14 protein-coding genes are annotated in these 13,524 nt (G+C 62.7%); 5 read left to right on the top strand and 9 right to left on the bottom strand.

The window, feature by feature from the left end:
- Positions 1-227 (bottom strand): hypothetical protein (locus tag QMC81_10540; protein MDI6907903.1); only part of this gene is annotated, 227 nt, incomplete at its 3' end.
- Between the two features lie 228 nt (positions 228-455).
- Here QMC81_10540 and QMC81_10535 point away from each other — a divergent pair.
- Positions 456-1,526 (top strand): tetraprenyl-beta-curcumene synthase family protein, encoded by a 1,071-nt coding sequence (locus tag QMC81_10535; GenBank protein MDI6907902.1) that lies wholly within the window; start codon positions 456-458, stop codon positions 1,524-1,526.
- Positions 1,527-1,621: 95 nt separating this feature from the next.
- On the opposite strand, the gene QMC81_10530 is transcribed toward QMC81_10535, so the two are convergent.
- The 5 genes from QMC81_10530 to QMC81_10510 all read right to left on the bottom strand — a co-directional run bounded on the left by QMC81_10530 (position 1,622) and on the right by QMC81_10510 (position 6,805).
- Positions 1,622-2,464, bottom strand: coding sequence for a polyprenyl synthetase family protein (locus tag QMC81_10530; GenBank protein MDI6907901.1), 843 nt, complete (start codon positions 2,462-2,464; stop codon positions 1,622-1,624).
- An 81-nt stretch (positions 2,465-2,545) separates the two neighbouring features.
- Positions 2,546-2,926, bottom strand: coding sequence for a hypothetical protein (locus QMC81_10525; GenBank protein MDI6907900.1), 381 nt, complete (start codon positions 2,924-2,926; stop codon positions 2,546-2,548).
- 160 nt (positions 2,927-3,086) lie between these two features.
- Positions 3,087-3,455 (bottom strand): 4Fe-4S binding protein, encoded by a 369-nt coding sequence (locus tag QMC81_10520; GenBank protein MDI6907899.1) that lies wholly within the window; start codon positions 3,453-3,455, stop codon positions 3,087-3,089.
- A gap of 246 nt (positions 3,456-3,701) precedes the next feature.
- A complete protein-coding gene (gene acs / locus QMC81_10515; GenBank protein ID MDI6907898.1) occupies positions 3,702-5,681 on the bottom strand; it encodes an acetate--CoA ligase in 1,980 nt (659 codons plus the stop codon).
- 188 nt (positions 5,682-5,869) lie between these two features.
- Positions 5,870-6,805, bottom strand: coding sequence for an FAD-dependent oxidoreductase (locus tag QMC81_10510; protein ID MDI6907897.1), 936 nt, complete (start codon positions 6,803-6,805; stop codon positions 5,870-5,872).
- Between the two features lie 209 nt (positions 6,806-7,014).
- On the opposite strand from QMC81_10510, the gene QMC81_10505 reads away from it, so the two are divergent.
- From QMC81_10505 to QMC81_10490, 4 genes are all read left to right on the top strand, one after another.
- The gene (locus QMC81_10505; GenBank protein ID MDI6907896.1) at positions 7,015-7,845 is read left to right on the top strand and encodes a polysaccharide deacetylase family protein; all 831 of its coding nucleotides are present in this window, start codon (positions 7,015-7,017) and stop codon (positions 7,843-7,845) included.
- 101 nt (positions 7,846-7,946) lie between these two features.
- The gene (locus QMC81_10500; protein MDI6907895.1) at positions 7,947-9,239 is read left to right on the top strand and encodes a phenylacetate--CoA ligase; all 1,293 of its coding nucleotides are present in this window, start codon (positions 7,947-7,949) and stop codon (positions 9,237-9,239) included.
- 40 nt (positions 9,240-9,279) lie between these two features.
- A complete protein-coding gene (locus QMC81_10495) occupies positions 9,280-10,569 on the top strand; it encodes a phenylacetate--CoA ligase (GenBank protein ID MDI6907894.1) in 1,290 nt (429 codons plus the stop codon).
- 65 nt (positions 10,570-10,634) lie between these two features.
- Positions 10,635-11,066, top strand: coding sequence for an ACT domain-containing protein (locus QMC81_10490; GenBank protein MDI6907893.1), 432 nt, complete (start codon positions 10,635-10,637; stop codon positions 11,064-11,066).
- Positions 11,067-11,253: 187 nt separating this feature from the next.
- Here QMC81_10490 and QMC81_10485 read toward each other — a convergent pair whose 3' ends face one another.
- From QMC81_10485 to QMC81_10475, 3 genes are all read right to left on the bottom strand, one after another.
- Positions 11,254-11,574, bottom strand: a complete 321-nt coding sequence (locus tag QMC81_10485) for a PDGLE domain-containing protein (GenBank protein ID MDI6907892.1) — start codon at positions 11,572-11,574, stop codon at positions 11,254-11,256.
- Entirely contained in the window at positions 11,571-12,227 is a 657-nt protein-coding gene (locus QMC81_10480) for an energy-coupling factor ABC transporter permease (protein MDI6907891.1), read from the bottom strand. Before QMC81_10480 ends, QMC81_10485 begins: the two co-directional genes overlap by 4 nt.
- A 235-nt stretch (positions 12,228-12,462) precedes the next feature.
- Entirely contained in the window at positions 12,463-13,293 is an 831-nt protein-coding gene (locus tag QMC81_10475) for a formate dehydrogenase accessory protein FdhE (protein MDI6907890.1), read from the bottom strand.
- Between the last annotated feature and the right edge of the window lie 231 nt (positions 13,294-13,524).

The following is a 13,524-nucleotide window of genomic DNA, read 5'->3' as shown; positions in this document are numbered from 1 at the left end:
TCCATCGCCGGGCCCGGCCCCACGTTCCTTAAGTGCAGGAGCAAAGTACCCGCTTCGCGCCGGAGAACCGGGTACAGCACCGGGCGAAACTGCGCCAGCCGGGTCTCATACATTTCACGGGCCATAGCCCTTGAGGCGCGGACGGTAAAAAAGGTCAAAAAGGCCAACAGGCTTGAGGCCAGGGCCGATAAAGCCGGCCCAAGCGCCACCAGATGGTCCAGCTGCATTTTCGCCCCCTCTTACAGCCCTATTTGCCGATTTAGTCTGCCGCCGGCCGACCGAACATATGCTAAAGCATTCCAAGGACCCCAGTGAAGCAGACTAGAGGCAGTCGCCGTTGACCGGCAGTTGCCGGAGAAACACGGCGTTTACAAGTTCTTCGCACGGCCACACCGGACGACAGGCTTGTAAAGCCTGGAAGACCTTTGGCCCGTGTTGCAGGAGGTCTTGGCGGCTTGTCCCTTGTCAAGCGGCAACCCCCCTCCCCCTTGGCTACCGTCGGCCGCATCCTTTCGGGGCTGTTGCCGGAGGTAAACCGCCAGCTTTCGCGGTGGCGGGCCCGTCTCACCGCCTGTCCTGAAAAGGAACTGGCGCGGCAGGCCACGCTCAGCATCCGTTACAAGCGCTTCCACTGCCAGGGCGGGGCCGTTTATGCCCTCTACTACGGAGCGTTGCGCCGCGACCTGGTGCGGCTGATTGTCGCCCTTCAGACCATAAGCGATTATCTGGACAACCTCTGCGACCGGGCGGGCTGCCAGGACCAGGGGGCCTTTCGCCATCTCCACCGGGCGATGCTCTGCGCGGTGGACCCCGATGAACCGATAGGCGACTTCTACGCCCGCTACCCGCTCCGGGACGACGGCGGTTACCTGCGGGCTCTGGTTGTTGAATGCCGCAGCGTCCTGCGTGCCCTGCCTTCCTACCCGGCGGCTAAGGCCGAGGTGAAACACCTGGTCGGTCTCTACGCCGACCTCCAGGTCTACAAGCATACCGAAGTTGACCGGCGCCTTCCGCTGCTCACCAGCTGGTTTGAGACGTATAAGGCCCGCTATCCCGACCTCTACTGGTGGGAATTCGCAGCCGCCAGCGGCTCAACCCTGGGCATGTTCGCCCTTTTCGCCGCCGCGGCGCGGCCCGGGCTGACCGACCGGGATGTTCGAGCGATCACCGGGGTCTATTTTCCCTGGATCGCCGGCCTCCACATCCTGCTCGACTACTTTATCGACCAGGCCGAGGATCGCGACGGCGGTGACCTGAACTTTGTTTCCTACTATCCGTCCCCCGAAACGGCCGAGGCGCGCATGCTCCTTTTCCTGCGGCGGGCGCTGGCGGCCGCGGGTTCCCTTCCGCGGCCCGGCTTTCACCAGATGGTGGTCCGTGGCCTGCCCGCCCTTTATCTATCCGATCCGAAGGTCAGGCGCGAGGGGCTGCAAGACACGGCGGCCGCCCTCCTCCGCGAGGCCGGTTTGGGGTCCCGCGCGCTGTACCAGCTTTGCAGTGCGTTACGCCGTTTAAAGGTCATTTAGTGATACCACGAAGGCCTTGATGCTCCATAATATGCACGAAGGCTCAAATATGCCATGTAAAGGGGGGGGTATCAATTATGTTTTTGCGGGCGGGATTAGACGCGAATCATTTCCGCCAGCCGGCAGTTGACGGCCGCCGTATCGTCCAACGCGTGCTGCGCCTGGGCTAAATGCCTCCGGACAAAGGTACGGGCGCGATCCAATCCTCCGCACGCCATCAGGCCGCGCGCCACGGCGCGCAGGTCCCCCTCCGCCAACCGGCGGGCCGCCAGGATCGCCGTCAACAGGGGACCGTGTATCTTGTCCTGCAGCATGTAAATCTCGGGCAGCCCCAGTATGCCCTCACCAAGACGCGGTGCACTTCCGCATCCCTTCATCCAGGCCAGCCAGTCCTGAACCTCTTCAGCCGCCGCCCGGGCCAGCCCGAGGGCGTACCCGGCCCGCCAGAGGGCGTTCAGCGTACCCGGCCGGGCCCGCGCCACCTGGCCGCCGAGCTGGCAACATGCAGCCGTAAAGACGGCCGACAGCCGACCCATCCGTGAAACGTAATCGGCTTCCGTCTGCTCCCCGGTAAACCGTGCCGCCAGGTCGGCCATCGCCCCCTCGGCCATCGTTTTAATCGCCCGGGCCATAAGCGGCAAACCGCCGCATCGCGGATACTCCGCCAGGAGCGCGAAAACGCGCGCCAGGGCATGGTCCCCGTAAAGCACCCTTGGAGCCGCATGAACCCCGCTCTCCGGCACGGACCGGTGCAGGGCCGCAAAACGGCTCACCAGCCCCGCCACGGTGGCCATCGCCACCGCCTCATCCCTGTTCGCGGCGGCACCCGCCGTAACAAGGACCAGCGACGGGTGAAAAAGGTCATCCACGCCCTCGCCCGCCAGGGCCGCGTTTACCTTCTCCAGGACCCCGGACCTGTTTCCCCGGGCGAACGCCATCGTCCGTTGAGCCTCCTTCGCTTGCTCACTGCAAGCAAATCCTGCACCGGCGGATTCCACACCTGCCGGTGTTATCCACGATTATACCTGTTCCAGGGTGCTCGCCGCCCGGGTGTAGGTCTCGCCGAAGAGGACGGCCCCGACGAGTATCGTGTAGAAGCCGGCGAACACCGCAAGGAAAAAGCCGAGAAACGGTATCGCGCCGATTAAGCCGACGGTAGAGAAAGGCCGAACGTTACAATCCAGCTTACGATATAGTTTCCGGGGCTTCGTCCTATTAAGCGTAGGATGTCCCAGGCAAAGGGGCACACCGCCCGTCCGGTCGCCATGTAGTGCGCCGGGGCCATGGGCAAGACCAAACCGGCACCGTGATCGGGACCAGGTTAGGGCCCCGCCGATCAAGACCTTGCTTACCCAGCCCTCGTCCTCGAGGGGTACCTTGAGCGCCTGATCAACGTCCATTTTAGGCCCCCTCTCCCCCCGTAATCTTTTCTCCCTGACTGTATTCCCTCTTCCCGGGGCCCAGTCCTGCCACCTGTCGAAGTCGGGGGCCAAAATGAAACCGGAAGGCAACCTCTGATGAAAGGGTTGGCCTTCCGGCGGCATTCCCGGGTCGATACGGCTACCAGGATTGGATATACCCCCGTTCGTCCACTTTGTGGTCCGTCGGTGGCAGGTGTTCCTCTTCAATGGTCAGGGCCCCGTACGCGCAGATCTCGACGCACACCCCGCAAAAGATACAGAGTAGCGGCCGGTAAATACGTACCCACGTTGTTTCGTGGCCTCCGTCCCCCTGATCCCAGACGGTATCAAGGATGATCGCCTGCGAGGGGCAAACCCGCTCGCAATCCCCGCAGAACTCGCATTTCGAGGCCTCAAAGGCGATCTTCCCGCGTGTCCCGGCAAAGGGTTCGCGCCGCGCTGCGGGGTAGGGACGGGTAACCGGTCCGTGAAGAAGGTTTCTTACGACGTTACCTGCCATCCAGGGCATCGCCCGTCGCCATCCTCTCCTCACCGTGTATACCTGCAAGGGTACCTCAACTCTCGGGGTAAGTATAGCACGGGTATTGCTTTCAAACAAGTCTTAATATTCCTACGTTTATTACAGGTTCCGATGGCGAATATTTTCACCCGGTACGGGAAGCCCTGGGCGAAGGTGATCCCTTTCATCCCCCCGAGGGCGACGTTAAAGGTGACAACCGCACCCCTGAGGACGACCCCTACCGACCCGATCCTCCTACGACTCCTGGCTCTCGTACTTTTGTTTGAGTTCGGCGATCACGGCCGGATCGGCCAGGGTGGTGGTGTCACCCAGGGCGCGTCCCTCGGCGATGTCCCGTAAGAGGCGGCGCATGATCTTGCCGGAGCGGGTCTTGGGCAACTCCGCCGTAAAGAAGATGTCGTCCGGGCGGGCGATGGCCCCGATCTTCTTGACCACGTGAGCCTTCAGCTCATCCTGGAGCTCGGCCCGCGTGCGGGCGCCGCTCTTCAGATCGGCAAAGGCGCGGGCCCGCAGGGTTACGAACACCGACACCGCCTGCCCTTTGATGGCGTGGTTCTTGCCGATCGCCGCCGCTTCGGCCACCGCCGGGTGGTCAACCAGGGCGCTCTCGACCTCCATTGTGCTCAACCGGTGGCCGGCGACGTTGATAACATCGTCGACGCGGCCGAGGATCCAGTAGTAGCTGTGGTAATCGCGGCGCGCGCCGTCACCGGCGAAGTAGAGGCCGTTGAAGCGGCTCCAGTACTGATCGACGTAGCGCTGGTCGTCGCCGTAAACGGTACGGAGCATAGCCGGCCAGGGTTCCTTGATGACCAGGAGACCTCCCTGGCCCAGCATCACCGGGTTGCCTTCCTTATCGACGATATCGACTTCGACCCCCGGCAGAGGCACGGTGGCCGATCCCGGCTTGGTCGGGGTAATCCCCGGCAGCGGGGCGATCATGATCATGCCGGTCTCGGTCTGCCACCAGGTATCCACGATGGGGCATTTCTCCCGGCCGATGTTTTGGTGATACCACATCCAGGCCTCGGGGTTGATCGGCTCGCCTACCGTACCGAGCAGGCGAAGGCTGGAAAGGTCATGTTTCGCCGGCCACTGCCGGCCCCACTTCATAAAGGAACGGATCGCCGTCGGGGCGGTGTAAAAGATACTCACCCCGTACTTTTCGCAAATCTGCCAAAAACGGCCCTGGTCCGGCCAGTCGGGAGCGCCTTCAAACATCACGGTCGTGGCCCCGTTGGCCAGGGGTCCGTAGACCACGTAGCTGTGCCCCGTGATCCAGCCGATGTCGGCCGTACACCAGTAAACGTCGCTGTCTTTAATGTCAAAGACCATGCGGTGCGTGGCCGAAGTCCCCACCAGGTAGCCCCCGGTTGTATGTACTACGCCCTTGGGCTTGCCGGTGGTCCCGCTGGTGTAAAGGATAAAGAGCATATCCTCGGCATCCGTAACCTCGCATGGGCAGTACGCCTCGGCGTCCCTGACCAGGTCCTGGTACCAAAGGTCACGACCCTCCTGCATCGGCACCTCCTGCCCGGTACGCCGCACCACGAGGACATGCTCGATACTGGGCGTCTCGGCCACGGCGGAATCGGCATTATGCTTCAGCGGGACGATCTTTCCCCGGCGCCAGCCGCCGTCGGCCGTGATCAGCAGTTTCGCCCCGGCGTCATTGATCCGGTCGCGCAGCGACTCCGCCGAGAAGCCGCCGAAGACGATGCTGTGCGGTGCCCCGATACGGGCGCAGGCGAGCATGGCGATCGCCAGTTCCGGGATCATAGGCATGTAGATGGCTACACGATCACCCTTGCCTACCCCGAGGCCCCGGAGGACATTCGCGAAGCGGTTGACCTCCCGGTAGAGGTCCCAGTACGTTAGCACCCGGCTGTCTCCCGGCTCACCTTCAAAAATGATGGCCGCCTTGTTCTTCCGCCAGGTTTTCAGGTGACGGTCCACGCAGTTATAGGTGACGTTGAGCTTGCCGTTCACAAACCACTTGGCGAACGGCGGGTTCCAGTCCAGGACCCGGTCCCACTTCCGGAACCACTCCAGGTGTTCGGCCTGGGCGGCCCAGAAACCAAGGCGGTCGGCGCGTGCCTGGGCGTAGATATCCTTGTCCTGCACATTGGCCTGGGCGGTAAAGCTTTCGTCGGGATAGAAAATACGGTTTTCCTCGAGCAGGGTATCAATGGTGGTGTCCTTCCTGACAGCCACGGTCCATCCCCCTTACAATGGGCTAAAATTGATAGATAATTCAAAACTCTCTTTCCTGGATTATACACGCCACCAGGCAAGGGCGGAAGAAAAAGACGGTGAAAGGTTGCCTGGAGGACGCCAACGGAAAATACCCGGCCCAAACGGCGATGAACCGGCGGGCGATGGCGGCCCGCGAAAGAGAGAGTTCAGGAGGCAAGGGTGTGCTTTTGGCGCATGATGTGTCGCTGGGCATTCAGGGCGGCCAGGGCCCCGTCGGCCACGGCGGTCACGATGTCCCGCAGCGACTTCCGCCGCACGTCTCCGGCCGCAAAAAGCCCCGGGGTGCGGGTGCCCATATCTTCATCGGTGATGATGAAGCCAAGGTGGTCCAGATCCACCAGGTTCTCTACCAGGCGGGAGTGGGGCCGGTTTCCGGCGAAGACGACCAGCCCCTCGACCGGCAGGCGGTCCAGGTCTCCGGAAGCGACATTCCTCACCACCACGCCGTCGACCCAATCGCTGCCGGTTACCTCGGCCACCACCGTTTGCCAGACGAAACTGAGGTTCGGAGTGGCAAACGCCCGCTCCTGCAAAACCCTCGCGGCACGCAGTTCCCCCCGGCGGTGGATGACCCTGACCGAGCGGGCATAGCGCGCGAGGTACAAAGCCTCCTTAATCGCGGAGTCTCCTCCTCCCACGACGGCGATGTCCCGGCCGCGGAAAATATCGGCGTCGCAGACCGCACAGTAGGAAACGCCCCGTCCCTCCAGGCGGGCTTCACCGGGAACACCGAGGGGCCGCGGTCCCGTTCCGGTGGCAATGACGACCGTGCGCGCGGCGATATCTTCCCCCCCTGCCTTGAGCCTGAACCCGCCGCCGTCGGGCTGCAGGCCGGTGACGTTCGCCCGCCTGATATCCACCCCGAACCGCTCGGCCTGCGCCTTGATCTGGGAGATCAACGCCGGGCCGTCTATTCCGGCCGCAAAGCCGGGGTAGTTTTCTATCCGCTCGGTAATCTGCACCTTCCCCCCCGGTACCGCCCGTTCCAACAATAGCGTGCGTAAACCGCTTCGCGAGGCGTAAATCCCCGCCGTGAGGCCGGCAGGCCCCGCCCCGACGATGGTTACGTCATAGTTTTCCATCGCTCCCCAACCTCCCGCTGCTAAATAGCCAATGCCAAATGACCGAATATTGCCAATATTATAGCACCTCTGATCAAATTGAACATAACTTCTTTCGACCGGGAGCAAATAACCCATTCCATCCTGTAAGAATCGGGGGGAAAACGGCGTTGGACATCGAATATAGTCGTCGTCCCGGAGGGATGACGTTTCATCCAGGGGGGAAAGCATTGGCTGGCTCCGGCACCTCTATCCCGAAGCAGGTGTTGCTCCCCATCGGCATCTGCCTGGCCGTCGCCCTGATTTTCGCCGTCACGGCCACCGGCGGGAAACGGCCCGCCCCGGAAGCGGCTGCGCCCACCGGCGATTCCGTTCCCGTCCTGATGTACCACAAGGTCAGTCCTTTCCGGCAGGCTGGCGGGAAAGGGCTCAGGGTCACCCCCCGCCAGTTTGCCCGGCAGATGGCTTACCTTCGCCGCCAGGAGTATGTCAGCATCACCCCGGCGGACCTGGCGGCGGCCATGCGCGGAGATCTGGAATTGCCGTTGCGGCCTGTTCTGATCACCTTCGACGACGGGTACCGGGATAATTATCTTTATGCCTTTCCCATCCTCAAGGAGAACGGCTTTACGGCGACCGTCTTCGTCGTCGCCAACACCATCGGCAAGACCAATTCCTTCGATGCCGCCACGCAGCCACCGAATGGGATGATGAACCGGGAAGAGCTCCTGCACCTGGCCAATGCAGGCTGGGTGATCGGCTCGCATACTCTCAACCATCCCCGCCTGACCCGGGTCCCTCCCGCGGTCGCCTGGGATGAAATCAGCACCTCCCGCATTACTCTGGAGGAAACACTGGGCCTGCCTGTCCGTTACTTTTGTTATCCCTACGGCGACTTCAACGCCGAGATCGCGGAGATGGTCGAGCGGGCGGGATATGAACTGGCCTTTACCACCGTCCCGGGACCGGCCGAGCTGACCGGCGCTCCGACCATGGTTCACCGCTGGCGGGTCAACGGCTACACCTCGCCGGAGGAATTCGAGCGGTTGTTCGCCCGTTAAGTCGGCTTAATCGAACTGGTTTGCAGGAGCAGGATGACCGACGGCGAATCCAAGTCGATATTTATCCATTGCCATTCTGTGCAGGAAGGAAAAGGGACTTTATGATCTGGGACCGCATTGAGACCCTGCCCCGTGAAGACCTGGAACGGCTGCAACTGGAACGGCTGCGGACGGTGGTACGCCGCGTTTACCAGCAGGTGCCCTTTTACCGCCGCCTGTTGGGGGAACGGGGCCTTAAACCCAATGCCATTAAGAGCCTTGACGATATCCGTCTTCTGCCCTTCACCACCAAGGCCGACCTGCGTGATAATTACCCCTTCGGCCTTTTTGCCGTACCGCGCGAGAAGCTGGTGCGCATCCACGCCTCCTCCGGGACCACCGGGCGGCCGACCGTCGTCGGATACACGAGAAAAGACCTCGCCACCTGGTCCGACCTCGTCGCACGCGTAGCCATCCTGGCCGGCGTCACTCCCCGCGACACCGTGCAGATCTGTTTCAGCTACGGCCTTTTCACAGGAGGCTTCGGCCTTCACTACGGTCTCGAGCGCGTCGGGGCGACCGTCATCCCGGCCTCGGCCGGCAACACCGCCCGGCAAATCCGGCTGATGCAGGATTTTGGCACGACGGCCCTCGTGAGCACCCCCTCTTATGCCCTCTACATGGCCGAACAGATGGAGGAAACGGGCATCGACCCGCGCCATCTCAGGGTTCGCCTGGGTCTTTTCGGCGGCGAGCCATGGTCCGAGGGTATGCGCGCCGCCATCGAGCGGCGATGGGGAATGAAAGCCACCGACAACTACGGGATGAGCGAGTTGACGGGCCCCGGCGTCGCCGGGGAATGCCATCTGGCCTGCGGAATGCACATCGCAGAGGACCACTTTATCCCCGAAATCATCGACCCGGAAACCGGGGAACCCCTGCCCCCCGGAGAGGAAGGGGAACTGGTCATCACTACCTTGACGAAAGAGGCCCTGCCGCTTTTGCGCTACCGTACCCGTGACATTACCCGCCTCGACTACGCTCCGTGCGCCTGCGGCCGGACCACCGTAAGAATGCAGAGGACAAGCGGGCGTACCGACGATATGCTGATCATTCGCGGCGTCAACGTCTTCCCGTCCCAGGTCGCCGAGGTCATCAGCGACATCCCCGGTGTCGGCCCGGAATACTTGATGGTGGTCGACCGGAAGAACTTCCTGGACGACCTGGAGGTCCAGGTGGAACTGGCGGCCGATTACTTTACGGGCGAATACCGTGACCTGGAGGTGCTGGAAGCCGCCGTGCGCAACCGCCTGCAGGCCGTCCTGAGCCTGACCCCGCGCGTGAAACTCGTCGAATACCGTTCCCTGGAACGAACCACGGGCAAAGCACGCCGGGTCATCGATAAAAGAAACTAGGAGACGAGGAGGTAGAGACCCAGTGTACTGGACCCGGGAAATGGAATGCCTACCGGCGGGCGAGCGCCGAAAAATCCAGCTGGAGAGGTTACAGGCCCTGGTGCGGCGTGTGTACGAAACGGTACCCCACTACCAACGGGCGCTCCGCGAACACGGCCTGCGTCCCGGGGACATCAAGAGCCTGGACGACCTGCCGCGACTGCCCTTGACGACGAAGGACGACCTCCGTGCCAGTTATCCTTTCGGCCTGTTTGCCGCCCGCTTGAAGGATATCGTCCGTATCCATGCCTCCTCCGGGACAACCGGCAAGCCGACCGTCGTAGGTTATACGCGGGCCGATATCGAAACCTGGTCCGAGGTGATGGCCCGTTCCCTCTCGGCCGCCGGTGTCGGTGCCGACGACGTCATTCAGAATGCCTACGGCTACGGCCTCTTTACCGGGGGCCTCGGACTCCATTACGGATCCGAAAAAGTGGGAGCCACCGTCATCCCTATGTCGGTCGGCAACACCAGGCGCCAGGTGATGTTGATGGGGGACTTCGGCGTGACCGCCCTGGCCTGTACCCCGTCCTACGCCCTGCACCTGGCCGAGGTCATCGACGACCTCGAGGTGGAGCGCTCGCGGCTTCGCCTGCGGGTCGGCATCTTCGGCGCCGAGCCCTGGTCGACCAACCTGGGACGGGAGATTGAAAAGAAGCTGGGCATCGTCGCTATGGACATCTACGGCCTGAGCGAGATTATGGGGCCCGGGGTGGCGATGGAGTGCCCCTACAAGCAGGGCCTGCACGTCTGGGACGACCACTTCCTGCCCGAGATTATCGACCCGGAGACCGGAGAGCCTCTCCCGTACGGGGAAAAGGGCGAACTGGTGATCACCACCCTGACCAAGGAGGGCTTCCCCCTCCTGCGCTACCGTACCCGCGACGTGACCATCCTCCATGACGAACCCTGCCCCTGCGGGCGGACTCATGTCCGCATGGAGCGGATAATGGGCCGCACGGACGACATGCTGATCATCCGCGGCGTCAACGTCTTCCCGTCCCAGGTGGAGAGCGCACTGCTGGAGGCCGGCCAGGCGGAGCCGCACTATCTGCTGGTGGTCGACAGGAGCGGCCCGCTGGACTACCTGGAGATCTGGGTGGAGGTTTCCGAAAGGTACTTCGCCGACGAGGTCCGCGAGCTGGAACGGTTGGAGCAGGCCTTCAAGCGCGCCATCGAAAGCATCCTCGGCATCTCGGTGAAGATCAAGCTTGTCGAGCCGAAAACCATTGAACGCAGCCAGGGTAAGGCCAAGCGTGTCGTCGACCGCCGCGACGTGTACAAGGATTAAGTCATCAAGCACGGTGGAGTTGAGAGTTGAGAGTTGAGAGTTGGGAAGGGAAGGAGGTTACCCCCATGCGTGTTAAGCAGATCTCCATCTTCCTCGAAAACAAGTCGGGGCGACTGGCCGCCGTTACGCGGCTGCTCGGCGAGGCGGGCATCAACATCCGCGCCCTCTCCATCGCCGACACTTCGGACTTCGGCATCCTGCGGCTGATCGTCAACGACCCGGCGCGCGCCTACGCCGCCCTTAAGGACGCCGGGTTCACCGTCAGCGAAACCGACGTCATCGCCGTCGAGATCCCCGACCGGCCCGGGGGGCTGTCCGAGGTGCTGAATTTGCTCCATGAAAACGGAGTCAACGTCGAGTATCTTTATGCCTTCGTCTCCCACTCCTCGGGAACGGCCCTGGTACTCCTCAAGGTCCGCGGCATCGACCGCGCCGTGGAGCTTCTCAAGGCCCACGGAGTGAAGGTTCCTGACGCGGCCACGGTCTATAACCTTTAGACAACCAATGATGCCCTTTCGCATAAATCAATGGTTGGATAGAGGAAAAACATAATTTTGGGCGGGGCGACCCTGCTGGCCCTGGCCAGCTACCTGTCGGCCCGGGCAAAAAGAGACTCCTCTTTCCGCAGGGAAAGAGGAGCATCCATCACCGGCGCTTTCCTTCGGGGCGGGAGGGAGCGCGGATTTACGATTCCAACCGGTGCGAGGAGTCGCCGTCCCCGGCGGCCCGGGCCCGGACAGCCCGGCCCAAACCGTAACCGGCGGCGAGCATGGCGAGGGTGCCGACCGCCCCGGCCAGCGCCGTGCTCACCCGGGAGTTGGCGACACCGGGAATACTGTAGTCCGGCAGCGGAGAGTTGACCACTTCCTGCCCCTCACCCTGGTGCAGGAAACCCTTGTCCTCAGCCACCCTCTCCAGGCCGTCCGGATCGGGCGAAGCCCATGGCGAGAGCAGCCCGCCGACCACCAGGGCGGCGACCAGGAACACCCAGAAAGCCTTCTTCATGACGCCCGCGCCTCCTCCCCCACCGGCTCCCGCACAGCGCGGGGCAGCACCTCGGTGTGCGCCCGGCCCAGGTAGGCCACCAGGGCGCCCGTAATCAGCCCTTCGCCCAAACCGATGAAGACGTGCCAGAAAAGCATGGCCGGCAGGATGACGTTCAGTCCGAGCCCGATCCGCCCGGAGAGCGCCAACTCGACGGAGGCCGCCGCCGCCGCGGCCAGCACCGAGGCCCAGGAGGCGACAAAGGTTGCCGGCACCATGCCCAGGCCGCGCAGCGACCGGAAGACACCCCAGCCGACCAGGGGCGCGATAACGGCCATGTTCAGGATGTTCGCGCCGAGGGCGGTCACCCCGCCGTCAAGGAAGACGAAGCACTGCAGGGCCAACACCGTGGTCATCAGCAGGACGGCCGCCCACGGGCCGAAGAGGATGGCGGCCAGGACCGCTCCGATCAGGTGGCCCGAAGTCCCGCCCATGATCGGGAAGTTGATCATCTGGGCGGCGAAGATGAAGGCGCCCATCACGCCCATCAGGGGTACCTGCCGGTCCTTCAGCTCCCGCCGCGTCCGGTGCACAGCGTAGGCCAGGACCGGCGCCGCCGCGGCCGCCGTGCCGATGTAGGTCTTGGGATCAAGGAAACCGTCCGGAATGTGCACTCTTTCTCTCCCCCTCCTCACGTAAGAATAATAAAAACCACGGAGACGCCGCTCGCTCTTTGGCGGGCCAACCTCCGTGGTTGCATCCGTAAGAAGTGCGCTACCGGGTGGGGACGGCTTCGACCGTCCGTTGTTGCCATAATTATAGACGAGCCGCCCCCGACCTGTAAAGTGTTTTTTCCAGGATTCGCGGAGCGAACCGCCTCGGCCCCGACGACCGACAACTGACGACTGACTACTGATTTGCGCCTTCGGCGACCTTGTTCACATAGCCCTCGCGCATGGCGAGAAGGTCCAGGTGGACGGTCTTCACGTCCTCCCAGAACAGGTAGGCCTTCTCGTTCTCCCCGCAACGGCTCTCGTCGATCGTCTTCAGGTAACCCTTGCATTTTTCGCAGAGGTAAACGCGATGCCGCTCGTCACCCTCAACCGTGAAGTAGCGCAGCTCCTTCTGGTCCTCGTTGTCGCAAAACGGGCATCCGATACGCTTGAACCACCATTCTGTTTCACATAGAGGGCAATGCAGGTAACGGCGGCCGACGGCCTTGGATAGGCGGGCGAAGTTCGCCTGCGCGCCGCAAACCGGGCAGTATCCCCGCCCCCAGGTATCGAAGTCAACCTGCTCCCGGACAAGGGTGCCGAAGCGCGACAGGTAGGGTTTTACGGTATGGTTCAGCAGGAAGCCGAGAACATCCTCCGCCACCCCGCGCTGCTGCACCAGGTATTCGGACCAGTTGGTCCGGCGCCGCAGGACGCTCTCCACAAAGACTTCCCGTTCGCCCGGGTCCGTGGGCATAGCGGCCATGGTCTTTTCGAGTTCCGCCGCCTGGTCGGGCTGGTGCTTGGCCAGGACATCCTTCACCCGGCGCATGGTGGCGAAGAAATCCTCGGGCTCCACTCGCGGCATATTGGCAACAAGCAACGGGATGCCGTTTTCCCACATCTCACGCTGCTCCTTACCCATGTTCCGAATCTGCACCGAGGTTTCCGGGGCTTCCAGGCTCAGCAAGTCATTATAGAAAGAGACCATTCCCTCGGGGACGAATTCAAGTCCCGGCTCGGCCATCTACATCCACACTCCCCTTCGCCAGCTGGTTAAACGCCTCTTTGATACTAACAAAACGGGGGGCGGAAAGCAACCGCCCCCCCTATCAGCAGTAGAACCACACTTATGCAGGGACCGTCGGAAAACGGCCGCCGTCCAGGAGAAGCAACTAAGCTTGGACCTGCGCCGTCCCGTAACGGTGGGTCTTGTTGATCGCCGCCTGTTTCTCCTGGTCCTCGTGGAAGATCGCGA

It is taken from the genome of Thermoanaerobacterales bacterium, from assembly GCA_030019475.1.
Classification (GTDB): domain Bacteria; phylum Bacillota; class Desulfotomaculia; order Desulfotomaculales; family JASEER01; genus JASEER01.
This window is presented reverse-complemented; position numbering and strand designations above follow the sequence as displayed.